Origin of the sequence: Salipiger mucosus DSM 16094 (assembly GCF_000442255.1) — a bacterium.
Classification (GTDB): Bacteria; Pseudomonadota; Alphaproteobacteria; order Rhodobacterales; family Rhodobacteraceae; genus Salipiger; species Salipiger mucosus.
Genome location: NZ_KE557282.1, coordinates 12,751 through 34,951 on the forward strand (window position 1 = coordinate 12,751; position 22,201 = coordinate 34,951).

A 22,201-nucleotide genomic window follows, 5' to 3' on the forward strand; every position below is an offset into this window, starting at 1 on the left:
GCCGAGGCGCTGCCGGCGCAGATCGCGCGGGCGGCGGCGCTGCCGGGCTATGCCGAAAGCCTTGCCGGCGTCGATCCGGCCACGGTGCGCGACCGCGCTGCGCTGGCCGCGCTGCCGGTGCTGCGGAAGTCGGACCTGACCTCGGCGCAGGGGCCGGGGGCGCCGCTGGGGGGCTATGCGGTGAAGCCCGCGAGCGGCTTCGCGCATGTCTTCCAGTCGCCGGGGCCGATCTACGAGCCGGGAGAGGTGGGGCCCGACTGGTGGCGGCTGGGCCGGTTCCTGGCCGCCTGCGGGATCGGGCGGGGCGACATCGTGCAGAACTGCTTCGGCTATCACCTGACGCCGGCGGGGATGATCTTCGAGAACGGGGCGCGGGCCGTGGGGGCGACGGTGCTGCCCGCCGGGACCGGCCAGACCGAGCTGCAGGCGCGGGCGGCGGCCGACATCGGCTGCACCGCCTATGCCGGAACGCCGGACTACCTGCGGCTGATCCTCGAGAAGGCCGACGAGATGGGGCTGGAGCTGGCGTTCACCCGCGCGGCGGTGAGCGGCGGGGCGCTGTTCCCCTCGCTGCGGCAGGCCTACGCGGATCGCGGGATCTCCTGCCTGCAGTGCTACGCGACGGCGGACCTCGGGCTCGTGGCTTACGAGACATCGGCGATGGAGGGGATGATCGTCGACGAGGGCGTGCTGGTCGAGATCGTGACGCCGGGGACGGGCGATCCGCTGCCCGAGGGCGAGGTCGGCGAGGTGGTGGTGACCACGCTGAACCCCGACTATCCGCTGATCCGCTTCGCCACCGGGGATCTGAGCGCGGTGCTGCCGGGCGAGAGCCCGTGCGGGCGCACCAACATGCGCATCAAGGGCTGGATGGGCCGGGCCGACCAGACGACCAAGATCAAGGGCATGTTCGTGCGCCCCGAGCAGGTGGCGGCGCTGGTGGCGCGGCACGACGAGATCGCGCGCGCCCGCGTCGTGGCCAGCCGCGAGGGCGAGATGGACGTGATGACGGTGCGGATCGAGACCGAGGCGGCCGATGCCGCGCCCTTCGAGAAGAGCGTGGCCGAAGTGCTGAAGCTCGAAGGGCACGGTCGAGCTAGTGGCGCCGGGCGGGCTGCCGCGCGACGGGCTGGTGATCGAGGACGCGCGCAGCTACGACTAGGCGCGCGGCTCAGAGCAGGTCGCGCACCCGTTGGGGCGGGCGGCCGATCACCGCGCGGTCGCCGGCGAAGGCGACGGGGCGTTCGATCAGCTTGGGCTGCTCGGCCATGGCGCGCAGGAGGGTCTCGTCGTCGGCGTCCTTCGACAGGCCCATCTCGCGGAAGGCGGCCTCTTTCGGGCGCATTATCTCGATGGCGGGCAGGCCGAGGGCGGCCTGCGCCGCGCGCAGCTCGTCGAGCGTGGGGGCGTCCTCGAGGTAGCGGCGGATCTGCGGCGTGACGCCGGCCTCTTCCAGCAGGGCGAGCGCCTGCCGCGACTTGGAGCAGCGCGGGTTGTGCCAGAGGATCATGTCCAGTCCCTTCGTCCGGTGCCGACCGCCTCGGCGACGCTTTCAAAGCCGTCGCGGGCAAGCAGCGCATCGAGGCCCTCGGCGATCTCGCGGACGAGGCCGAGGCCCTCGTAGACCAGCGCGGTGTAGAGCTGCACCGCCGAGGCGCCGGCGCGGATCTTGGCGTAGGCCTGTTCGGCCGAGCCGATGCCGCCGACGCCGACGAGCGCGATCTCGCCCCGTGTCAGGCCCGCGAGATGGGCGAGCACGCGGGTCGAGCGCTCGAAGAGCGGCTGGCCCGAGAGGCCGCCGGCCTCGCCCGCCTGGGGCGCGCGCAGGCCCTCGCGCGAGAGGGTGGTGTTGGTGGCGACGATGCCCGAGACGCCCGCGGCGAGCGCCACCTCGGCCACGTCGCGCAGCGCAGGCGCGTCGAGGTCGGGGGCGATCTTGAGGAAGACCGGCACCGGGCGGTCGAGGCCCTCGCGCGCCTCCATGACGCCGGCCAGCAGCGCGGCGAGCGCGTCCTTGCCCTGCAGGTCGCGCAGCCGCTCGGTGTTGGGCGAGCTCACGTTGACCGTGGCGAAATCGACATGCGGGCCGCAGCGGGCCAGCACCTGGGCGAAATCGCCGGCGCGGTCGTCGCTGTCCTTGTTGGCGCCGAGGTTGAGGCCCAGCACCATGCCCGCCGGGCGGTGTTCGAGCCGCCAGGCGATGGCCTCCATCCCGTCGTTGTTGAAGCCGAAGCGGTTGATGACCGCGCGGTCGGGCTTGAGCCGGAAGAGGCGGGGGCGCGGGTTGCCGGGCTGGGGCCGGGGGGTGGCCGCGCCGACCTCGACGAAGCCGAAGCCGGCCTTCGCGAGCCCGTCCAGCGCCTCGGCGTTCTTGTCGAAGCCGGCGGCGAGGCCGACGGGGTTGGGCAGGTCGAGCCCTGCCAGCGTGCAGCGCAGGCGGTTCGAGGTCACCGGCCCCGGCGCGGGGGCGAGCCCGCTGCGCAGCGCCTTGAGCGCGAGGCCGTGCGCCACCTCCGGATCCATCCGGTGCAGCAGCGCGAGACCCGCACGCTCGACCAGGCTCATGTCATGTCGTCCGGGAAGACGTGGCCGCCCAGGCCCAGCGGCAGCGGTTTCGACCAGCGCACGTCGGCGAGGCGAAGCGGTGCGTAGAGATGCGGGAAAAGCGCGCCGCCGCGGGATTCCTCCCAGGCCAGCGCGTCGCCGAGGACGTCGGTGTCGAAGGCGAGCACGAAGAGACCCTCTTCGTCGGCGAAGTGCTTCGACGCGGTCTCGCGCACCTGTTGGGCGGTCGAGAAATGCACGAAGCCGTCGGCGACGTCGATGGGCGCGCCGGGGGTCTCGCCCTCGGCCTGCAGTGCCGCCCATTCGTCGGCCCGGAGGATCTTGTATATCATCATGGCCCAGCTCATGCCCGCTGCATTCCTACGGGTCAAGAGACGGACGAGGGCGAAATGTGATGCACCTGATCCCGCGTCGCTTTTGACTTCGTCCGGGGGGCGATGCACGATCTTCCGGAGACCAGTCCTAAGGTTCCGACAGAGAGGGAAAAGATGTCCATTCGCCTGATGACCACGGCGGCCGCGCTTGCGCTGACCGCCGGGACGGCCAGCGCCGATTATGCGCTGACCATCCTGCATACCAACGATTTCCACGCCCGGTTCGAGCCGATCAGCAAGTACGATTCGACCTGCGGCGCCGAGGCGAATGCCGAGGGCGAGTGCTTTGGCGGTTCGGCGCGACTGGTGACGGCCATCGACGAGGCCAAGTCGCGCAGCGACAACTGGCTGCTGGTCGACGGCGGCGACCAGTTCCAGGGCACGCTGTTCTACACCTACTACAAGGGCAAGCTCGCCGCCGAGATGATGAACAAGATGGGTTACGACGCGATGACCGTCGGCAACCACGAGTTCGACGACGGCCCCGAGGTCCTGAAGGGCTTTACCGAGGCGGTCGAGTTCCCCGTGCTGATGTCGAACGCCGACCTCTCGGGCGAGCCGCTGATCTCGGACTCGATCATGAAGTCCACCGTGATCGAGAAGAACGGCGAGAAGATCGGCCTGATCGGGCTGACGCCGCAGAACACGGACGAGCTGTCCTCGCCCGGGCCGAACGTGGTCTTCACCGACCCGGTCGATGCGGTGCAGGGCGAGGTCGACAAGCTGACCGGCGAGGGCGTGAACAAGATCGTGGTGCTGTCGCACTCGGGCTACGGCGTCGACCAGCGGGTGGCCGAGAACACCACCGGCGTCGACGTGATCGTGGGCGGTCACACCAACACGCTGCTGGGCGATATGGACGATGCCGAGGGCCCCTATCCGACCATGGTGGGCGAGACCGCCATCGTCTCGGCCTATGCCTACGGCAAGTTCCTGGGCGAGCTGAACGTGACCTTCGACGATGAGGGCACGGTGATCGAGGCCAGCGGCGCGCCGATCATCATGGACGCGGGCGTGACCGAGGACGAGGACACCGTCTCGCGCATCTCGGAGGCGGCGCAGCCGCTGGACGAGATCCGCAACGAGGTGGTGGCCGAGGCCGCGGCGCCCATCGAGGGCGACCGCGGGGTCTGCCGGCACGAGGAATGCGCCATGGGCAACCTCGTGGCCGAGGCGATGCTCGACCGGGTCCGCGACCAGGGCATCCAGGTCGCGCTGGCCAACAGCGGCGGGCTGCGCGCCTCGATCGACGAAGGCGAGATCACGATGGGCGAGGTGCTGACGGTGCTGCCCTTCCAGAACACGCTCTCGACCTTCGAGGTGACGGGCGAGACGCTGAAGGCGGCGCTCGAGAACGGCATGGGCCAGTTCGACGATCCCGAGGACGACGGCCGCTTCCCGCAGGTTGCCGGCCTCAAGTTCGTCATCTCGCCGGATGCGCCCACGGGCGAGCGGGTCTCGGAGATCATGGTCGAGATGGACGGCGCGTGGCAGCCGCTCGACCCCGAGGCGACCTACGGCATGGTGTCGAACAACTTCGTGCGCAACGGCGGCGACGGCTACCGGATGTTCGTGGACGCCGCGAACGCCTATGACTTCGGGCCCGACCTGGCGGACGTGACGGCGGAATACCTGGCCGACAATTCGCCCTACGAGCCCTATACCGACGGCCGCATCACCTTTGCCGAGTGATGCCCCCGTCCCGGGCGCGGCTTTCGTCGCGCCCGGGATCATGCTGAGAGAGAGGCCTTCGTCATGGACCATCCGCTTCTTGGACTGATCGAGGCCCGCATCCGGGCGGCCGAGGCCGAGGGCGCCTTCGAGGATCTGCCCGGCGCCGGGCGGCCGCTGCCGCGCTGCGACGACCCCGAAAACGCCCTGCTCAACCGCGTGATGCGCGACAATGGCGCTGTGCCCGAGGTGGTGGCGCTGTCGCGCGAGCTGGCGGCGCTGCGCGAGGAGATGCGCGAGACCGGCGACCGTGACGCGCGGCGCAAGATCGTGCAGGAGATGTCGATGCTCGAGGCGCGCATCGAGATCGCCCGCAAGCGCTGAGCCTTTCCCTTCGCCGCGCGGCGTGGCACATCCGGTGGACGTTTCCGACGAGGTCCGCAGGATGGTCACACTCACCGAGCACTACGACGCCTATCCCTATCCCGAGCGTGACCCCGAGGACGAGCGCAGGCGCCTGATCGTTGGCTCTCCGTCGCATCCGATCGAGATGGATCACGTCCTGTGGCAGGGCCGGCGCGACTGGTCGCAGCCGCTGCGGGTGCTGGTCGCGGGCGGCGGCACGGGCGACGGGCTGATTCAGCTTGCGACGCTGATGAAGCAGGCCGGGCGGCCCTGCGAGATCACCTACCTCGACCTGTCGCGAGCGGCGCGCGAGGTGGCCGAGGCGCGGGCGGCGGTGCGCGGCCTCGAGGGGATCGAATTCCGCACCGGCAGCCTGCTGGAGGCGGCGGATCACGGGCGGTTCGACTACATCGACTGCTGCGGGGTGCTGCATCACCTGCCCGAGCCCGCAGAGGGCTTTGCCGCGCTGCGCGGCGCGCTGGCGCCGGGCGGGGGGCTCGGCTTCATGGTCTATGCGCCCTATGGGCGGTCGGGGGTCTACCCGCTGCAGGAGGCCTTCGGCGCGCTCTTCGAGGGGCTCTCGCCGCAGGAGCGGCTGACCCGCGCGCGGCGCATCGTGGCGGAACTGCCCGAGGGGCATCCCTTCGCGTCGAACGGCAACCTCGGCGATCACCTGGAGAGCGACGCGGGGTTCTACGACCTGCTGCTGCACGGGCAGGACCGGGCCTTCGACGTGCCCGGGCTGCTGGAGGTTCTGGGGACGACGGGCTGGCAGCTGGCGGGCTTCGCGACGCCGGCGCTCTACGATGCCGCGCGGATCGCCGAGGTGCCCGAGGGCATGGACGCGGCCACGCGCATGGCCGTGGCCGAGAAGCTGCGCGGCACGATCCGGGTGCACGTCGGTTATGCCGTGGCGGGCGATGCGCCGGCCGCACCGGCGCGGGGCACGGACCGGGGGCTGGTGCCGCACCTGCGCGGGGTGCAGCGCGCGGCGCTGGCCAAGGCGGTGGCGCAGGGGCGCGCGCTGCCGGTGGGCGCCGCGGGCGTGTCGTCGAGCGTGACGCTGCCGAAGGCGGCGGCGGGGCTGATCGCGGGCGTGGACGGCCGCCGCACGCTGGCCGAGATCGCGCAGGGCGCGAAGATGGACCCGCTGGCCTTCGGTTCGCTTTGGGGCAAGGTCGAGGCCGAACTGGCGCCCTGGGGGGTGCTGCTCTACTCGGGGCTGCTGCGGCGGTAAACGGCTGCGGAAGGGGAGGGCCCGACCGCCGGGTCGATGGTCCGCGTCTCGGCGGCCTGGCGGCCGGCTCTCCTTCGGTGACCGATGCGTTCGCAAGGGCAGCGCCGTCGCGGCGCCGCCCTCAGCCCTCGGCGCGTTCCGCGCCGGCGTCGATGGCCGCGCGGAGGCGTTTTTCCAGCGTGCGTTGCTTGGACGGCGTGAAGAACTTCAGCCCGAACATGTCCTTGACGTAGAAGCTGTCCACCACCTGCTCGCCGTAGGTCGCGATCACCGCCGAGGCAATGTAGACGTTGCTCTCGGACAGCGTGCGCGTCAGGTCGTAGAGCAGGCCCGGCCGGTCGCGGGTGTCCACCTCGATGATCGTGTAGATCTCCGAGCCCTCGTTGTCGAAGGTGATCGAGGTCGGCACCCGGAAGGCGCGCTCGCGCTTCTTGAGCTTGTCCTTCGAGCGGATCGCCTCGCGCGGCTTGACCTCGCCGAGGAGCGTCTTGTTGATCATGTCGCGCAGGCGCGGGATGCGGATGTTCTCGTAGGGCGAGCCGTCGGAATCCTGGATCCAGAAGACCGCCGTGGCGAAGCCGTCCTTCGAGGTGAAGGTTCGCGCGTCCACGACGTTGGCCCCGACCAGCGCCAGTGCTCCAGCAAGCCGCGAGAAGATGCCCGGGTGATCGGCCAGCGCAAAGCAGACGCGGGTGGCGTCGCGGTCCTCGTCGGGGTGGATGTCGATGCGGATCTCGTCCGTGCCGATGTCGCGCAGCAGGTTGGCGAAGACCACGTGGGCGGTGACGTGCAGCCCCTGCCAGTAGGGTTCGTAGTGGCGCGCGGTCTCGGTGCGCAGGGCCTTGGTGTCCCAGTCCGTGAGCGCCTCGCGCAGGGATTTCTTGGCCTCGGCGCCGCGGTTCTCGCGGTTGAGCGCCTCCATCCCGTCCTCGAGCGCGCGGCGGGTCTGGCGGTAGAGCGCGCGCAGCAGCGCGGCCTTCCAGTTGTTCCAGGTGTTGGGCCCGACGCCGCGGATGTCGCAGACCGTGAGCACGCAGAGCAGGTCGAGCCGCTCCTTCGTCTGCACCGCCTTGGCGAAATCGCGCACCGTGCGCGGGTCGGCGATGTCGCGTTTCTGGGCCATGTCGGACATCAGCAGGTGATAGCGCACCAGCCACTCCACAGTGGCGCATTCGCTGCGGTTCAGCCCCAGCCGCGGCGCCACCCGGCGCGCGATGCGGGCGCCGAGGGCCGAGTGGTCCTCCTCGCGGCCCTTGCCGATGTCGTGCAGGAGAAGCGCCACGTAGAGCACCTTGCGGTTCACGCCCTCCTCGAGGATCGTCGAGGCGACGGGCAGTTCCTCGACGAGGTTGCCGTGCTCGATCTCCGACAGGTTGCGGATGCACTGGATGGTGTGCTCGTCGACGGTGAAGGCGTGATACATGTTGAACTGCATCATCGCCACGATGGGGTGGAACTCGGGGATGAAGGCCGAGAGCACGCCGAGCTCGTTCATGCGCCGCAGCGCGCGCTCGGGGTTTCCGTGCTTGAGCAGCAGGTCGAGGAAGATCTGCCGCGCCTCCTTGTCCCGGCGCATGTCCTCGTCGATGAGCCGCAGGTTCGCCTTGATCAGGCGCATCGCGTCCGGGTGGATCAGCAGCCCGGTGCGCAGCGCCTCCTCGAAGAGGCGCAGGATGTTCATCTTGTCCGACAGGAAGCAGGCGTCGTCGGCGATGGCCAGCCGGTTGTTCACGATCTGGTAGCCGTCGCGCACCTGCGGGCCGCGCTTGAACATCCGCAGGATCAGCGGCGCGTCCTTCTGCTGCTCGGCCTCGAGCGAGGTCAGCAGGATGCGCGTCAGGTCTCCCACCTCGGTGGCGTGGCGGAAGTAGTCCTGCATGAAGATCTCGACCGCCGGCCGGGCGGCGCGGTCGGCGTAGCCCATGCGCGCGGCCACCTCGACCTGCAAATCGAAGGTCAGCTGCTCTACGGCGCGTCCGGTCAGCAGGTGCATGTGGCAGCGGACGGCCCAGAGAAAGTTCTCGGCCTTGAAGAAGGTGCGGTATTCCTCGGGACGGAAGACGCCCAGCCGCACGAGCTGCTCGGTATCGGAGGTGTGGTAGACGTATTTGGCGATCCAGAACAGCGATTGCAGGTCGCGCAGGCCGCCCTTGCCCTCCTTGACGTTGGGCTCGACCACGTAGCGCAGTCCGTGCTTGCGGTGGCGGGCGCCGCGCTCCTCGAGCTTGGCGGCCACGAAGGCGCGTTCGGAGCCGGTGAAGAGCTCGTCCTGCAGCCGCGTCTCGAGTTCCTCGGCCAGCGGGCGGTGCCCGGCGATGTAGCGGGTCTCCAGCAGCGAGGTGCGGATCGTGAAATCCTGCCCGCCGAGGCGGATGCAGTCCTTCACCGTGCGCGAGGCATGGCCGACCTTCAGCTTCAGGTCCCACAGGATGTAGAGCATCGACTCGATGACGCTCTCGGCCCAGGGCGTGATCTTGTAGGGCGTGAGGAACAGCAGGTCGACGTCCGAGTAGGGCGCCATCTCGCCCCGGCCGTAGCCGCCCACCGCCATCAGCGCGATGCGTTCGCCGTCGGTTGGGGTGTGCAGCTTGTGCAGGCGTTCGGAGGCCAGCTCGAAGACCAGGCGCACGATGCCATCGGTGAGCCAGGCATAGGCCCGGGTGGTGGGGCCGGCGTCGCGGGGATTTTGCGAAAAGGCGGCGGCGATGGTCTCGCGCCCGCGCTCGCGGGCTTCGGAGAGCAGCGAGACCACGGCCGCGCGGACCTCGGTTTCCGGGGCGCCCTCGGGCGCGGCCTCGAAGAGGGCCGCGCGAAGGGTCGGAATATCGAGGATCCGGTCGGGCGGGGCGATCAGCCGGTCCGGCGTCGCCCCGCTGTCGGGATCGGTCTTCGGGTCGTCAGAAGCCTGCGCCGGAGAAGCTGGATGGGGCAGGGTCAAGGATCACCACCTGGTTGTTGCGCACGGTCGCGACGGCGTAGGCCCGTTCGTTGGTGCCGTCCTGTTTGAGGCGGAATACACCGCCCGCGCCGCGGAAGCCAGAGCCGCGGGTCAGCGCCCGCCCGGTGAGCGCGTCGCGGCGCCCCTGCTCGACCAGCGCGCCGACCGCGGCCATGCCGTCGAAGGACAGGCTTGCCAGCGGGTGGGGGTCGTTGCCGTAGGCGCTGGAGAAGCGGCTGTTGAAGCCCTGCGAGCTGCTCCGCGCGGGCATGGCGAACCATGCGCCCTCGGCGCCGGGGAAGTCGAAGAGCTGCGGGGCGACGTCCCAGCGGGTGAGGCCCATGTACTGCACCTGCGCCGGGGAGACGCCGTTCTCGGGCATGACCTGCAGCAGGATCGGCATCGCGGCATTGGTGGCGTCGGTGGTGATGAAGACCGATTCGGCGCCGCTGCCCGAGATCACGCCGCCCATGCCCCGGGCGGCGGTGGTGACGCCCTCGATGCTGAGCGGGTAGGGCTGGGTGGCGGCGATGCTGACGCCGTTGGCGGCCGCGGCCTGCTCGATCGCCTGCTTGCCGAACTGGCCCGGCACGTCGTTGGAATGCAGGATCGCGACGCTGTCGATGCCCTGGGTCGAGCCGTAGCCGAGGATGCGGTCGGCGATGTTGACGAAGGTGTTGCCCAGCACGAAGAGGTTGCCGCCGGCGATCGAGGGGTTGTTCGAGAAGGACATCACGTTGAGGCCCTCGTCGGCGACGACCTTGGAGGCCTCGACCGCGGCCTCGCCCCGCAGCGGGCCGAGGATGATCTTGGCGCCCTCGTCGGCGGCGCGCTGGGCCTGGGCCGCGGCGTTGGCAGGCGTGCCGGCGGTGTCGTAGACCGCGAGGTCGATGTTGGCGCCGGCCATGTCGGCGATGGCGAGCCGCGCGGCGTTTTCCAGGTCGCGCGCGATGGGCGCGGCGGCGGGATCGGACTGCGGCACCAGCAGCGCCACGCGCACCGGCTCGCCGGGCGTGATCTGCGGGCCGGCCGTCATGCCGCCCCTGTCGAGCGCCCCGGCAACGGGCATGTCGCAGGCGGCAAGCGCGCCAAGGGCTGCCACGGCGGCAGCGCTGCAAAGCGCCTTGCGGGCGCGGGTCAAAACGGCGAACATTGTGGGTGATCTCCCTCGAGTGGCGGTCGCGGGTTCGTCCCGCTTTAGATTTCTTTCCATTGTAGTAGGCCGGAAAGGCGGGTCCAGTGATGAATCCGGAAAAGGGCGGATTGGCGCCGGGTCTCTACCTGGTCTCGACGCCGATCGGAAACGCGCGCGACATCACGCTGCGGGCGCTCGACGTGCTGCGCGAGGCCGATGTGCTGGCCGCGGAGGACACCCGCAGCCTGCGGCGCCTGCTGGACATCCACGGCGTCGCGCAGGGCGACCGGCCCTGCCTGGCCTACCACGATCACAACGGCGCGCGGATGCGGCCGCGGATCCTCGCCGCGCTGGCCGAGGGCAAATCGGTGGCCTATGCCTCGGAGGCCGGCACGCCGATGATCTCGGACCCGGGCTACGATCTCGTGAAGGCCGCCCAGGAAGCCGGAGCGCCGGTCACCGCCGCGCCCGGGCCCTCGGCGGTGGTCACCGCGCTGACCCTGGCCGGGCTGCCCACGGACCGGTTCCTCTTCGCGGGATTCCTGCCCTCGACGGCCGCCGCGCGGCGCAAGGCGCTCGAGGAGGTGGCCGGGGTGCCGGCGACTCTGGCCTTCTACGAATCGCCCCGGCGGCTGGGCGCGATGCTGGCCGACGCGGCGCAGGTGCTGGGCCCGGAGCGGCAGGCGCGCGTCGTCCGCGAGGTGACCAAGCGGTTCGAGGAGGTGCGCCCCGGCACGTTGCAGGAGCTGGCCGAGATCTATGCCGAGACGCCGCCGAAGGGCGAGATCGTCGTCGTGGTGGATCGCGGGCGTTCGGAGAAAATTAGCGAATCCGACATAGAAGCGTCCCTGCGCGAGGCGCTGCAGACGATGTCGGTGCGCGACGCGGCCGATTTCGTCTCGCGGATGCACGGGGTAAAACGGCGGCCGGTCTACCAGCAGGCGATGCAGCTCTCGCGCGACACCGATTGACGGGAAGAACGTCGCGGAAGGGGTATGGCATGGGCCAGCAGTTCGAGTTCGATTTCACCGCCGCGGCGCCGGTGCCCGGCGCACCGCCCGTCGAGGCGCGCCCGAGGCGTGCGGAACGCGGCGCGGTGGGCTACCTGGCGGGGCTGGCCGCCGAGGACTGCGTCGCGCAGGACTATGCGCGCCGCGGATACGCCGTCGCGGACCGCCGCTGGCGCGGGCGCGGCGGCGAGATCGATCTGGTTCTGCACGACGGCGCGGGCTTCGTCTTTGTCGAGGTCAAGAAAAGCCGCGATTTCGACCGCGCACTGGCGCGGCTGTCGCAGCGCCAGGTCCGCCGCCTTCAGTCGGCGGCCGAGGAATACGTCGGCGGCACCCCGGGCGGCGCGCTCACCGACATGCGCTTCGACGTGGCGCTGGTGGATGCGCATGGCTTCCTGCGGGTGATCGAAAACGCCTTCGGACCCTGAGGGGCGTTGCAGAGGGCGGCATGCTGCGCCATGTATGCAGCACATCTCAGCGGGAGCGCCCATGAAGATCGCCTTTCAGATGGACCCGATCGGTCCGATCGACATCGACGCGGACAGCACCTTCCGGCTTGCCGAAGAGGCGCAGGCGCGGGGGCACGAGCTGTTCTACTACCTGCCCGACCAGCTCTCCTACGAAGAGGGCCGGGTCGTGGCGCGGGGGCATCCCTTCGAGGTGCGCCGGGTCAAGGGCGACCACGCCGTTCTGGGTCCGCGCGAGAAGCGCGACCTCGCGGATGTCGACGTCGTCTGGCTGCGGCAGGATCCGCCCTTCGACATGCATTACATCACCACGACCCACCTGCTCGAACGGCTGGCGCCGGACACGCTGGTGGTCAACGATCCCTTCTGGGTGCGCAACTCGCCCGAGAAGCTGCTGGTGCTGAACTTCCCCGACCTCACGCCGCCCACGATGATCGCGCGCGACCTGCAGACGATCCGGGACTTCAAGGAGCGGCACGGCGACATCATCCTCAAGCCGCTCTACGGCAACGGCGGTGCCGGCGTCTTCCGACTGGACGAGCGCGACCGCAATCTCAGCTCGCTCTACGAGCTTTTCACCGGCTTCACCCGCGAGCCGCTGATCGTGCAGAAATACCTGCCCGCGGTCAGCAAGGGCGACAAGCGCGTGATCCTCGTCGATGGCGAACCCATCGGCGCGATCAACCGCGTGCCGGCGGCGGGGGAGGTGCGCAGCAACATGCATGTCGGCGGCCGCCCCGAGAAGGTCGAGATGACCGACCGCGACCGCGAGATCTGCGCCCGCATCGGTCCGCTGCTCAAGGAAAAGGGCCAGGTCTTCGTCGGCATCGACGTGATCGGCGACTGGCTGACCGAGATCAACGTGACCTCGCCCACCGGCATCCAGGAGCTGGAACGCTTCGACGGGGTCAACGTGGCCGGCGCCATCTGGGACGCGGTGGACGCGCGCCTGGGATGAGCTGGCAGCTGGCCTGCCTCAACGCGGGTCTGCGCCTGATCGCCAAGCCGAAGCTGCGCCTCACGCCCGGGCCGGAGGCCGCGGAGCGTGAGTTCCGCCGCACCGCCGCGCTGGCGCTGCGGCATCCGCCCTACCTGCGCCATGTCGTGCGGCCGGGCGGGCTGCACTGGATCTCGGCCGGGTCCTGCGCGCCGGGCCGGGTCATTCTCTACTTCCATGGCGGCGGCTATGTCAGCGGGAGCCCGGAGACGCATGCGGGGCTGATGGGCCGGCTGTCGAAGCTCTCGGGCGTCGAGGTCTGCGCGCCGCGTTACCCGATGGCGCAGTTGGCCCCGGCGCCGGCGCAGTTCGACAGCGCGGTGGCGGCCTGGGCCGCGCTGGCGCGGCTGGGTTACCGGCCGGGAGATGTCGTGCTGGCGGGCGATTCCGCGGGCGGGGGGCTGGCGCTGGCGCTGCTGGCGCATCTCTGCGCCGCGGGCACGCCGCCGGCGGGCGCGCTGGCCTTTTCGCCCTGGACGGACCTCGCGATGACCGGCGAGAGCCTCGTGCGCAATCGCCGCGCCGACCCCTTCCTCCCGGTGGAGCGGATCGAGGAGCTGGTGGAGGTCGTGCTGGGAGGGACCGACGCGCGGGACCCGCGCATCTCGCCGCTCTACGGTGCATTTCCGGGCTGTCCGCCGGTGCTGATCCAGTATGCCGGGACCGAGATCCTGGCCGATGACGCACGGCGCATGGCCGCGCGACTGCGCGACTTCGGCGCCGAGGTGACCGAGGACGTGCATCCCGGCGCGCCTCATGCCTGGCAGTGCTTCGACGGCTGGATCCCCGAGGCGCGGGCCGCGCTGCGCCGGGCGGCGGGGTTCGTTCAGACCTCGCTGGCGGCGACCAGCCGGTAGCTTAGCGCCTCGGCGACATGCGGGCGGGCGAGGCGTTCGGCGCCGTCGAGGTCGGCGATGGTGCGCGCCACGCGCAGCACGCGGTGATAGCCTCGCGCCGAGAGGCCGAAACGGTCGGCCGCGGTGGCCAGCAGCGCGCGGCTTTCGGCGTCGGGCGCCGCGATCTCGTCCAGCATGCGGCCCTCGGCGTCGGCATTGGTGCGCAGGCCCGCGTGGCCCGCGAAGCGCTCGGCCTGCCGCGCGCGGGCCTCGGCCACCCGCGCGGCCACCGTGGCGCTGTCGTCGCCCGAGGCGGGCAGGTCGAGGTCGGCGAAGGCCACCGGCGGCACCTCGAGGCGCAGGTCGAAGCGGTCCATCAGCGGGCCGGAAATGCGCCCGAGGTAGTCCTCTCCGCAGCCGGGCGCCCGGGCGCAGGCGCGCGAGGGTTCGGTCAGGTAGCCGCACTTGCAGGGGTTGGCCGCTGCCATGAGCATGAAGCGGCAGGGGTAGGTGACATGCGCGTTGGCGCGGGCGACCATGACCTCGCCGGTCTCGACGGGCTGGCGCAGGGTTTCCAGCACCGTGCGAGGATACTCGGGCAACTCGTCCATGAAGAGCACGCCGTTGTGCGCGAGGCTGATCTCGCCCGGCTTGGCGCCGCGCCCGCCGCCGACGATGGCGGCCATCGAGGCGGTGTGATGCGGCTCGCGGAAGGGCCGGGCGCGCGAGATGCCGCCCTCGTCCAGCAGGCCCGCGAGGGAATGGACCATCGAGGTTTCCAGCGCCTCGGCGGCCGAGAGCGGCGGGAGGATGCCGGGCAGGCGGGCCGCGAGCATGGATTTGCCCGAGCCGGGCGTACCCACGAGCATGAGGTGGTGGCGCCCGGCGGCGGCGATTTCCAGCGCGCGTTTGGCGCGTTCCTGCCCCTTCACGTCGCGCAGGTCGCGCTGGGTCGGGGCGGGGCGCACCTCGCCCGGCTCGCAGGGCGGCAGGGGCGCGGCGCCGGAATAGTGGCGCACGACCTCGGTCAGCGTTCCGGGGGCCAGCACGCGGCAGGCGCCGACCCAGGCCGCCTCGGGGCCCGAGGCGCGGGGGCAGAGCAGGGTGCGGTCCTCCTCGGCGGCGGCCATGGCGGCGGGGAGGGCGCCGGCGACCGCCACGAGCGCGCCGTCGAGCGACAGCTCTCCCAGCGCGACGGTCTGCGAGACCTGATCGGCGGGCACGATCTCGAGCGCGGCGAGCAGGGCGAGCGCGATGGGCAGGTCGAAATGCGAGCCTTCCTTGGGCAGATCGGCGGGCGAGAGGTTCACGGTGATCCGCTTGGAGGGCAGGGCGATCGCCATGGAGGTAAGCGCCGCGCGGACCCGTTCGCGCGCCTCGGAGACCGCCTTGTCGGGCAGACCCACGATGGCAAAGGCGGGAACCCCCGGCGTCACGGCGCATTGCACCTCGACCGGGCGGGCCTCGACCCCCTCGAAGGCGACCGTGTAGGCATGTGCGACCATTCCGGGCCCTCCCTGCGCCCGGCGCCCAGACTGGACGCGATATGGTTAGCACGGCGTTAACGGCGGGCCTCGGGCGTTTACGAAAGGCCGGGGCCGGGCGCGAGATCACGTTTTTGTCAGGCCTTCGGCAGGAAATCGCGCGCCGTCGCGGGTCCGGGCTGGTCGTCTTGTGCAGGGGCATTACGTCAGGCTGACGAGCAGTGCCCGGACCGGGTGAGGGACTTGAAAACGCCCGAGAATCCTGCTGCGCCGCAGCGGCCTTGCCGGGGTCGGGCCTTGCGTTGCATCGAGGCGTGACGCGACCGGTGCACCCCAGTGATCCGGCCCGATTGTGCACCGGGCCACGGGTCCCCCTGCATTTTTGCAAGAAACCAATGCTGATCCAGCCGCGTTAACGTGCCGTAACACTTTGTGCAGGCCATCCCAAGAAACGGCCACCGCATCCAACGGGGAACGTCATGGCATTCGACTCATTCAACGATCAGACATTGTCCCGGCGGGCCATGAAGGCTGAGCTTCTGGACGCCGAAACGGAACTCAAGCTTGCCTACGCGTGGCGCGACGAGCGCGACGAAGAAGCGCTGCACCGGCTCATCAACGCCTACATGCGGCTCGCGATCTCGATGGCGGCCAAGTTCAAGCGCTACGGCGCGCCGATGAGCGATCTCATCCAGGAGGCCGGTCTCGGGCTCATGAAGGCGGCCGACAAGTTCGATCCCGACCGGGGCGTGCGCTTTTCGACCTACGCCGTGTGGTGGATCAAGGCCAGCATCCAAGACTACGTGATGCGCAACTGGTCGATGGTGCGCACGGGCTCGACCTCGTCGCAGAAGTCGCTCTTCTTCAACATGCGCCGGGTGCAGGCGCGGCTGGAGCGCGAGGCGGCGGCCGCGGGAAAGCAGGTCGACAAGCACGAGATGCGCGAGGCCATCGCGACCGAGGTGGGCGTGCCGCTGGCGGACGTCGAGATGATGGAAGGGCGGCTTTCGGGCTCCGACTACTCGCTGAACGCGACGCAGTCGGCCGAGGACGAGGGGCGCGAGTGGATCGACACGCTCGAGGACGAGGGCGAGCAGAGCTCGAGCCTGGTCGAGGGCAAGCTGGACAACGCCCAGCTGCGCGAATGGCTGGTCTCGGCGCTGACCTCGCTGAACGAGCGCGAGCGCTTCATCGTGCGCGAGCGCAAGCTGCGCGACGAGACGCGGACGCTGGAGAGCCTCGGGCAGGAACTGGGCCTCTCGAAGGAGCGCGTGCGCCAGCTCGAGGCGGCGGCCTTCACGAAGATGCGGAAGTCGCTTGAAGCGCAATCGCGCGAGGTGCAACACTTCCTCGCATGATGCGAGTTTCCCTGATCCTGGCCCTTGGCCTGAGTGCTGCGCCGCTTGCGGCGCAGCAGAACGATGACCCGCTGGCCGGGGCGGAGGTGGTCTTCCTCGGCGAGCAGCACGACAATCCCGGGCACCACGCGCGTCAGGCCGAGATCGTGGAGCGGCTGCAGCCCGCGGCCGTGGTCTACGAGATGCTGACGGCTGAGCAGGCCGCGGAGGTCACGCCCGAGCTGATTTCCGATGCCGAGGCCATGGCCGAGACCCTGAACTGGGCCGAGAGCGGCTGGCCCGATTTCGAGATGTATCACCCGATCTTCGCGGCCGCGCCCGAGGCGGCGGTCTATGGCGCGCAGGTGCCGCGCGACGAGGCGCGGGGGCTGTCCGACACCGGCCTTGCGCGTGCCTTTGGCGAAGGGGCGGGCTTTTACGGTCTCGACGAGGACCTGCCGCCCGAGATGCAGGCCGCACGCGAGGAATTGCAGATGGCGGCGCACTGCGATGCGCTGCCGGCCGAGGTGGTCCCGCAGATGGTCGACATCCAGCGCCTGCGCGACGCGCGGCTGGCTGAAACCGCGCTGCTGGCGCTGACCGAGCACGGCACGCCGGTGGTTGTCATCACCGGCAACGGTCATGCCCGCAAGGACTGGGGCGCTCCGGCGCTGATCGACATGGCGGCGCCCGAGGTCTCGGTCGCGTCGCTGGGACAGGCGGAGACGGGCTCGGGCGCGCCCGACGGCGGCTTCGACATGGTCGAGGAGTCCGAGCCGGTCGAGCGCGACGATCCCTGCGCGGCCTTCGAGCAGGCGCCCGGGACGGATGACGAGACTGCCGAGACGCCCGGCAATTGAGTTTTCCCGCGCCGGGCTCTAACACTCGGGGCACCTTGAGCAGGGCGAGGGGACCGGGATGCTGGCGGGCAGGCGCATTCTTCTGATCATCGGCGGCGGGATCGCGGCCTACAAGGCGCTGGAACTGATCCGGCGCCTGCGCGAGCGCGGCGCGGCGGTCACGCCGGTGCTGACGCCCGCCGCCGCGGAATTCGTGACCCCGCTGTCGGTCAGCGCGCTGGCGGGCGAGCGGGTCTACACCGATCTTTTCGATCTCACCGACGAAGCCGAGATGGGCCATATCCAGCTCAGCCGCGTTGCGGACCTCGTGCTGGTGGCGCCGGCGACCGCCGATCTCATGGCCAAGATGGCGCAGGGGCTGGCGGGCGATCTGGCGACGACGCTGTTGCTGGCGACCGACACCCCGGTGATGATCGCGCCCGCGATGAACGTGCGGATGTGGGAGCATCCCGCGATGCAGCGCAACCTCGCGGTGCTGCAGGGGGATGGCCTGCGCGTGGTGGGGCCGGACTCGGGCGACATGGCCTGCGGGGAATACGGCCCCGGACGGCTGGCCGAGGTGCCCGAGATCGTGACGGCGGTCGAGGCGGCGCTGGCGGCGGGGCCGCTCTCGGGGCGGCGGGTGCTGGTGACCTCGGGGCCCACGCACGAGCCCATCGACCCCGTGCGCTACATCGCCAACCGCTCGTCGGGCTCGCAGGGCACGGCCATCGCCGAGGCGCTGCGGGACCTGGGCGCGGAGGTGGTCTTCGTCACCGGCCCGGCCGATGCGCCGCGCCCGGCGGGCTGCGAGGTGATCGAGGTCGAGACCGCGCGCGAGATGCGCGAGGCGGTCATGGCGGCGCTGCCGGTCGATGCGGGGATCTTCGCCGCCGCCGTGGCGGACTGGCGCGTCGCCTCGGAAAGCGGCTCGAAGATCAAGAAGCAGGGCGGGCGGATGCCCGAGCTGCGCTTTGCCGAGAACCCCGACATTCTGGCCGAGGTCTCGCAACTCTCCGAGGGGCGCCCGGCGCTGGTGGTGGGCTTTGCCGCGGAAACCGACGACGTGGTGGCCCATGCCACCGCCAAGCGGGCGCGCAAGGGCTGCGACTGGATCCTCGCCAACGATGTCTCGCCCGCGACGGGCATCATGGGTGGGGCCGAGAACGCGGTGGTGCTGATCTCGGAGGAGGGCGCCGAGGACTGGCCTCGCGCGACCAAGCGCGAGGTGGCAGGACGGCTGGCGGCGCGCGTCGCCGGAGCGCTGGGCGCGGACTGAGGCGGCGGCATTGCGTATTTTTGGAAAGATGAAGGGCCGGGGATGGTGAGCATTGCCGTGACGTGGGAGGAGGGCGCGGACCGGGCGCTGGGGCTGCCGGCCTATGCGACCGAGGGCGCGGCGGGGGCCGACCTGCGGGCGAATTTCCCCGATCGTGACGGCATCGAGCTGGCGCCGGGCGCGCGGGCGCTGGTGCCGACCGGGCTGCGGCTGGCGATCCCCGATGGCTGGGAGGTGCAGCTGCGGCCGCGGTCCGGGCTGGCGCTGAAGCACGGGATCACGCTGCCCAACGCGCCCGGGACCATCGACAGCGATTACCGCGGGCCGCTGGGGGTGATCGTGATGAACGCGGGCACCGAGACCTTCCGCATCGCGCATGGCGACCGCATCGCGCAGATGGTGGCGGCGCCGGTGGCGCGGGCCGGCTTCGAGGTGGTGGATACACTGCCGGAGACGGCGCGCGGCGCGGGCGGGTTCGGCTCGACGGGGCGCGGCTGATGCTGCTGGTGCTGGCACTCGCGGCGCTGATCTGGGGCGTCGGGCACCTGACCGGCGCCTCGCGGTCGGCGCGGCTCTACATGCTGGGGTTGCTCTACGTCGCGGTGCTCATGCTGCAGGTGGCGCTGCCTGCGGGCCATCCGCTGCGCGAGGCGACGGGCGGGAGCCCGGCGCTGTGGCTGATCCTCGGCGGTTTCGCGGGGCTGGCGCTGGCCTATGCCTGGGGACTGCGCCGGGTGAAGGCGCGGGCGGTGGCCAAGGAGGCCGGCGAGGCGCCGGCGCGGGGCGGCAGCTTCGGCGAGGCCGAGCTGGAGCGCTATGCCCGCCACATCGTGCTGCGCGAGCTGGGCGGGCCGGGGCAGAAGCGGCTGCGCGAGGCGCGGGTGCTGGTGATCGGCGCCGGCGGTCTGGGCGCGCCGGCGCTGCAGTACCTGGCCGCCGCGGGCGTGGGCACCGTGGGCGTGATCGACGACGACGCGGTGGAGAACGCCAACCTGCAGCGGCAGGTGATCCACACCGACGCGCGTATCGGCATGCCCAAGGTCTTTTCCGCGCAGGCGGCGCTGGAGGCGCAGAACCCCTACGTGACCGTGAGGCCCTATCATCGGCGGCTGGACGATGAGGTCGCCGAGGCACTTTTCGCCGACTACGACGTGGTGCTCGACGGGACGGACAATTTCGGCACCCGCTACCTTGCCAACCGCGCGGCGGTGGCGGCGGGGGTGCCGCTGGTCTCGGGGGCGCTCAGCCAGTGGGAGGGGCAGCTCTCGGTCTTCGACCCGGCCCGGGGGGCGCCCTGCTACGAATGCATCTTCCCCGAGGCGCCGGCGCCGGGGCTGGCGCCCTCCTGCGCCGAGGCGGGGGTGCTGGGCCCGCTTCCGGGCGTGGTGGGCGCGATGATGGCGGTGGAGACCGTCAAGCTGATCGCGCAGGCGGGGGCGCCGCTGCGGGGCGAGATGCTGATCTACGACGCGCTCTGGGGCGAGACGCGCAAGATCGGGCTGAAACGCCGCGCGGACTGCCCGGTCTGCGGCACCATTGCGGGGGAGGTGCCCAGCACATAGCTTGTGCTGAAAAGGAGGCACCGAATGTCCAACCCGCTGCTCACGTCCTGGGACACGCCCCACGGCGTCCCGCCCTTCGATCGCATTTCCGACGAGGATTTCGCCCCGGCCTTCGAGATCGCGCTGGCCGAGCACCTCAAGGAGATCGGCCATATCGCCGAGAATCCCGAGCCCGCGAGTTTCGCAAATACCATCGAGGCGATGGAAGGCGCGGGCGAGTCGCTGGACCGGGTGCTCTCGGTCTTCTTCTCGGTCGCGGGCGCCGACAGCAACGAGGCGCGGCAGGCGCTGCAGCGGGACTTCTCGCCCAAGCTGGCGGCCCACAGCTCGAAGATCTACGCCAACGAACGGCTTTTCGCGCGCATCAGCGACCTTTGGGAGCGGCGCGACACGCTGGGGCTCTCGGACGAGGAGATGCGCGTGCTCTACCTCACGCACCGCGGCTTCGTGCGGGCGGGCGCGGCGCTCGAGGGCGAGCAGGCCGAGCGCATGAAGGCGATCAAGTCGCGGCTGGCCGTGCTGGGCACGCAGTTTACGCAGAACCTGCTCAAGGACGAGGCCGAGTGGGTCATGCCGCTGGAGGAGGCGGACCTCGAGGGGCTGCCGGCCTTCGTGGTGGACGGCGCGCGCTCGGCCGGTGACGCGCTGGGCAAGGACGGGCCGGTCGTGACGCTTTCGCGTTCGCTGATCGTGCCCTTCCTGCAGTTCAGCCCGCGCCGCGACCTGCGGGAAAAGGCCTTCCGGGCCTGGGCCGCGCGGGGGGCCAACGGGGGCGAGACCGACAACCGCGACATCGCCGCCGAGGTGCTGGCCCTGCGCGAGGAACGCGCGGGCCTGCTGGGCTACGAGGATTTCGCCCACTTCAAGCTGGAGCCCGAGATGGCGGGCGAGCCCGACCGGGTGCGCGAACTGCTGACGCAGGTCTGGACGCCGGCGCGCGCCGCCGCCATGGCGGATGCCGCCGAGATGGAAGAGATGATGCGGGCCGACGGCGTGAACGGCCCGCTGCAGGCCTGGGACTGGCGCTACTACGCCGAGAAGCGGCGCAAGAAGCTCCACGATCTCGACGAGGCCGAGCTGAAACCCTACCTGCAGCTCGAACGCATGATCGAGGCGGCCTTCGCCTGCGCCAAGAGGCTCTTCGGGCTGGAGTTCGCGCCCCTCGACGTGCCGCTCTACCACCCCGACTGCCGCGCCTGGGAGGTGACTCGCGACGGGCGCCACCTGGCGGTTCTGGTGGCCGACTACTTCGCGCGCTCCTCCAAGCGTTCCGGGGCCTGGTGTTCGGCCATGCGGATGCAGGCCAAGCGGCCGGTGGAGAAGACGCCCATCGTGGTCAACGTCTGCAACTTCGCCAAGCCGCCCGAGGGCCAGCCGGCGCTGCTGTCCTACGACGACGCGCGGACGCTCTTCCACGAGTTCGGCCACGCGCTGCACCAGATGCTGTCGGACGTCGAGTTCGGCTCGGTCGCGGGCACGAGCGTGGCGCGTGATTTCGTGGAGCTGCCGAGCCAGCTCTACGAGCACTGGCTCGAGGTGCCCGAGGTGCTGGCCGAGTTCGCGACCCACGCCGAGACCGGCGAGCCGATGCCGAAGGACCTGCTCGACAAGGTGCTGGCGGCGGCGAATTTCGACATGGGCTTCCAGACCGTGGAATACGTCGCCTCGGCGCTGGTGGACCTCGAGCTGCACAGCGGGGCGGCGCCCGCCGATCCGATGGCGAAGCAGGCCGAGGTGCTGGCGGGCATCGGCATGCCCGAGGCCATCGTGATGCGCCACGCGACGCCGCATTTCGCCCATGTCTTCGCGGGCGACGGCTATTCCAGCGGCTACTACAGCTACATGTGGTCCGAGGTCATGGATGCCGACGCCTTCGAGGCCTTCGAGGAGGCGGGCGATGCCTTCGACCCGGCGACGGCGAAGCGGCTCGAGGCCTTCATCCTGTCGCGCGGCGGCTCGGACGAGGCGCAGGCGCTCTACGAGGGCTTCCGCGGCCGGATGCCGGGCGTCGAGGCGCTGCTGAAGGGGCGAGGACTGGCGGCCTGAGCGGGCCGCGAGGGGCCGG

General features: G+C 70.8%; 19 protein-coding genes and 1 pseudogene. 14 read left to right on the plus strand and 6 right to left on the minus strand.

Annotated elements, in window-relative coordinates; translation table 11 throughout:
• Positions 1-1,162: pseudogene (locus SALMUC_RS29175) on the plus strand (phenylacetate--CoA ligase family protein); the annotation flags it as partial.
• Between the two features lie 9 nt (positions 1,163-1,171).
• Here SALMUC_RS29175 and arsC read toward each other — a convergent pair.
• The 3 genes from arsC to SALMUC_RS21535 are packed head-to-tail and all read right to left on the minus strand — an operon-like array spanning position 1,172 to position 2,900.
• Complete coding sequence (gene arsC / locus SALMUC_RS21525; protein WP_020042984.1) at positions 1,172-1,510, minus strand: arsenate reductase (glutaredoxin); 339 nt, start codon at positions 1,508-1,510, stop codon at positions 1,172-1,174.
• The gene (locus SALMUC_RS21530) at positions 1,507-2,565 is read right to left on the minus strand and encodes a quinone-dependent dihydroorotate dehydrogenase (RefSeq protein ID WP_020042985.1); all 1,059 of its coding nucleotides are present in this window, start codon (positions 2,563-2,565) and stop codon (positions 1,507-1,509) included. Before SALMUC_RS21530 ends, arsC begins: the two co-directional genes overlap by 4 nt.
• Positions 2,562-2,900, minus strand: coding sequence for a DUF952 domain-containing protein (locus tag SALMUC_RS21535; protein WP_020042986.1), 339 nt, complete (start codon positions 2,898-2,900; stop codon positions 2,562-2,564). The genes SALMUC_RS21530 and SALMUC_RS21535 overlap by 4 nt, the downstream gene beginning before the upstream one ends.
• A 153-nt stretch (positions 2,901-3,053) precedes the next feature.
• Between SALMUC_RS21535 and SALMUC_RS21540 the strand changes: the two genes are divergently transcribed.
• From SALMUC_RS21540 to SALMUC_RS21550, 3 genes are all read left to right on the plus strand, one after another.
• Positions 3,054-4,631: a bifunctional metallophosphatase/5'-nucleotidase gene (locus tag SALMUC_RS21540; RefSeq protein ID WP_020042987.1), complete on the plus strand. Its 1,578-nt coding sequence runs from the start codon at positions 3,054-3,056 to the stop codon at positions 4,629-4,631.
• A gap of 63 nt (positions 4,632-4,694) precedes the next feature.
• The gene (locus SALMUC_RS21545; RefSeq protein WP_020042988.1) at positions 4,695-4,994 is read left to right on the plus strand and encodes a DnaJ family domain-containing protein; all 300 of its coding nucleotides are present in this window, start codon (positions 4,695-4,697) and stop codon (positions 4,992-4,994) included.
• A gap of 61 nt (positions 4,995-5,055) precedes the next feature.
• Positions 5,056-6,252: a class I SAM-dependent methyltransferase gene (locus SALMUC_RS21550; protein WP_020042989.1), complete on the plus strand. Its 1,197-nt coding sequence runs from the start codon at positions 5,056-5,058 to the stop codon at positions 6,250-6,252.
• A gap of 121 nt (positions 6,253-6,373) precedes the next feature.
• Here SALMUC_RS21550 and SALMUC_RS21555 read toward each other — a convergent pair whose 3' ends face one another.
• Positions 6,374-9,190, minus strand: a complete 2,817-nt coding sequence (locus tag SALMUC_RS21555; protein WP_020042990.1) for a [protein-PII] uridylyltransferase — start codon at positions 9,188-9,190, stop codon at positions 6,374-6,376.
• Positions 9,150-10,343 (minus strand): penicillin-binding protein activator, encoded by a 1,194-nt coding sequence (locus SALMUC_RS21560; RefSeq protein WP_020042991.1) that lies wholly within the window; start codon positions 10,341-10,343, stop codon positions 9,150-9,152. The genes SALMUC_RS21555 and SALMUC_RS21560 overlap by 41 nt, the downstream gene beginning before the upstream one ends.
• 89 nt (positions 10,344-10,432) lie before the next feature.
• Here SALMUC_RS21560 and rsmI point away from each other — a divergent pair, with 89 nt between their 5' ends.
• From rsmI to SALMUC_RS21580, 4 genes are all read left to right on the plus strand, one after another.
• The gene (gene rsmI / locus SALMUC_RS21565; RefSeq protein ID WP_020042992.1) at positions 10,433-11,296 is read left to right on the plus strand and encodes a 16S rRNA (cytidine(1402)-2'-O)-methyltransferase; all 864 of its coding nucleotides are present in this window, start codon (positions 10,433-10,435) and stop codon (positions 11,294-11,296) included.
• Between the two features lie 29 nt (positions 11,297-11,325).
• Positions 11,326-11,763 carry a YraN family protein gene (locus SALMUC_RS21570; protein ID WP_020042993.1) on the plus strand — a complete coding sequence of 146 codons (438 nt, stop codon included), beginning with the start codon at positions 11,326-11,328 and terminating at the stop codon, positions 11,761-11,763.
• Positions 11,764-11,824: 61 nt separating this feature from the next.
• On the plus strand, positions 11,825-12,760 hold the full coding sequence (gene gshB / locus SALMUC_RS21575) for a glutathione synthase (protein ID WP_020042994.1): 936 nt from the start codon (positions 11,825-11,827) through the stop codon (positions 12,758-12,760).
• Positions 12,757-13,656, plus strand: coding sequence for an alpha/beta hydrolase fold domain-containing protein (locus SALMUC_RS21580; protein WP_020042995.1), 900 nt, complete (start codon positions 12,757-12,759; stop codon positions 13,654-13,656). The genes gshB and SALMUC_RS21580 overlap by 4 nt, the downstream gene beginning before the upstream one ends.
• On the opposite strand, the gene SALMUC_RS21585 is transcribed toward SALMUC_RS21580, so the two are convergent.
• Positions 13,626-15,140, minus strand: a complete 1,515-nt coding sequence (locus SALMUC_RS21585; protein ID WP_020042996.1) for a YifB family Mg chelatase-like AAA ATPase — start codon at positions 15,138-15,140, stop codon at positions 13,626-13,628. The two genes, SALMUC_RS21580 and SALMUC_RS21585, sit on opposite strands and share 31 nt — an antisense overlap.
• A gap of 458 nt (positions 15,141-15,598) precedes the next feature.
• Here SALMUC_RS21585 and SALMUC_RS21590 point away from each other — a divergent pair, with 458 nt between their 5' ends.
• Genes SALMUC_RS21590 through SALMUC_RS21615 form a run of 6 tightly spaced genes read left to right on the plus strand, consistent with a single transcriptional unit; the run spans position 15,599 to position 22,182 of the window.
• Entirely contained in the window at positions 15,599-16,477 is an 879-nt protein-coding gene (locus tag SALMUC_RS21590) for an RNA polymerase factor sigma-32 (protein ID WP_021120795.1), read from the plus strand.
• On the plus strand, positions 16,474-17,316 hold the full coding sequence (locus SALMUC_RS21595; RefSeq protein ID WP_020042998.1) for a ChaN family lipoprotein: 843 nt from the start codon (positions 16,474-16,476) through the stop codon (positions 17,314-17,316). The genes SALMUC_RS21590 and SALMUC_RS21595 overlap by 4 nt, the downstream gene beginning before the upstream one ends.
• A gap of 58 nt (positions 17,317-17,374) precedes the next feature.
• Complete coding sequence (coaBC, locus tag SALMUC_RS21600) at positions 17,375-18,574, plus strand: bifunctional phosphopantothenoylcysteine decarboxylase/phosphopantothenate--cysteine ligase CoaBC (RefSeq protein WP_020042999.1); 1,200 nt, start codon at positions 17,375-17,377, stop codon at positions 18,572-18,574.
• 42 nt (positions 18,575-18,616) lie between these two features.
• The gene (dut, locus tag SALMUC_RS21605) at positions 18,617-19,072 is read left to right on the plus strand and encodes a dUTP diphosphatase (protein WP_020043000.1); all 456 of its coding nucleotides are present in this window, start codon (positions 18,617-18,619) and stop codon (positions 19,070-19,072) included.
• Entirely contained in the window at positions 19,072-20,136 is a 1,065-nt protein-coding gene (locus SALMUC_RS21610; protein WP_020043001.1) for a HesA/MoeB/ThiF family protein, read from the plus strand. Before dut ends, SALMUC_RS21610 begins: the two co-directional genes overlap by 1 nt.
• 24 nt (positions 20,137-20,160) lie before the next feature.
• Positions 20,161-22,182, plus strand: coding sequence for a M3 family metallopeptidase (locus SALMUC_RS21615; protein WP_020043002.1), 2,022 nt, complete (start codon positions 20,161-20,163; stop codon positions 22,180-22,182).
• Positions 22,183-22,201: the final 19 nt, after the last annotated feature.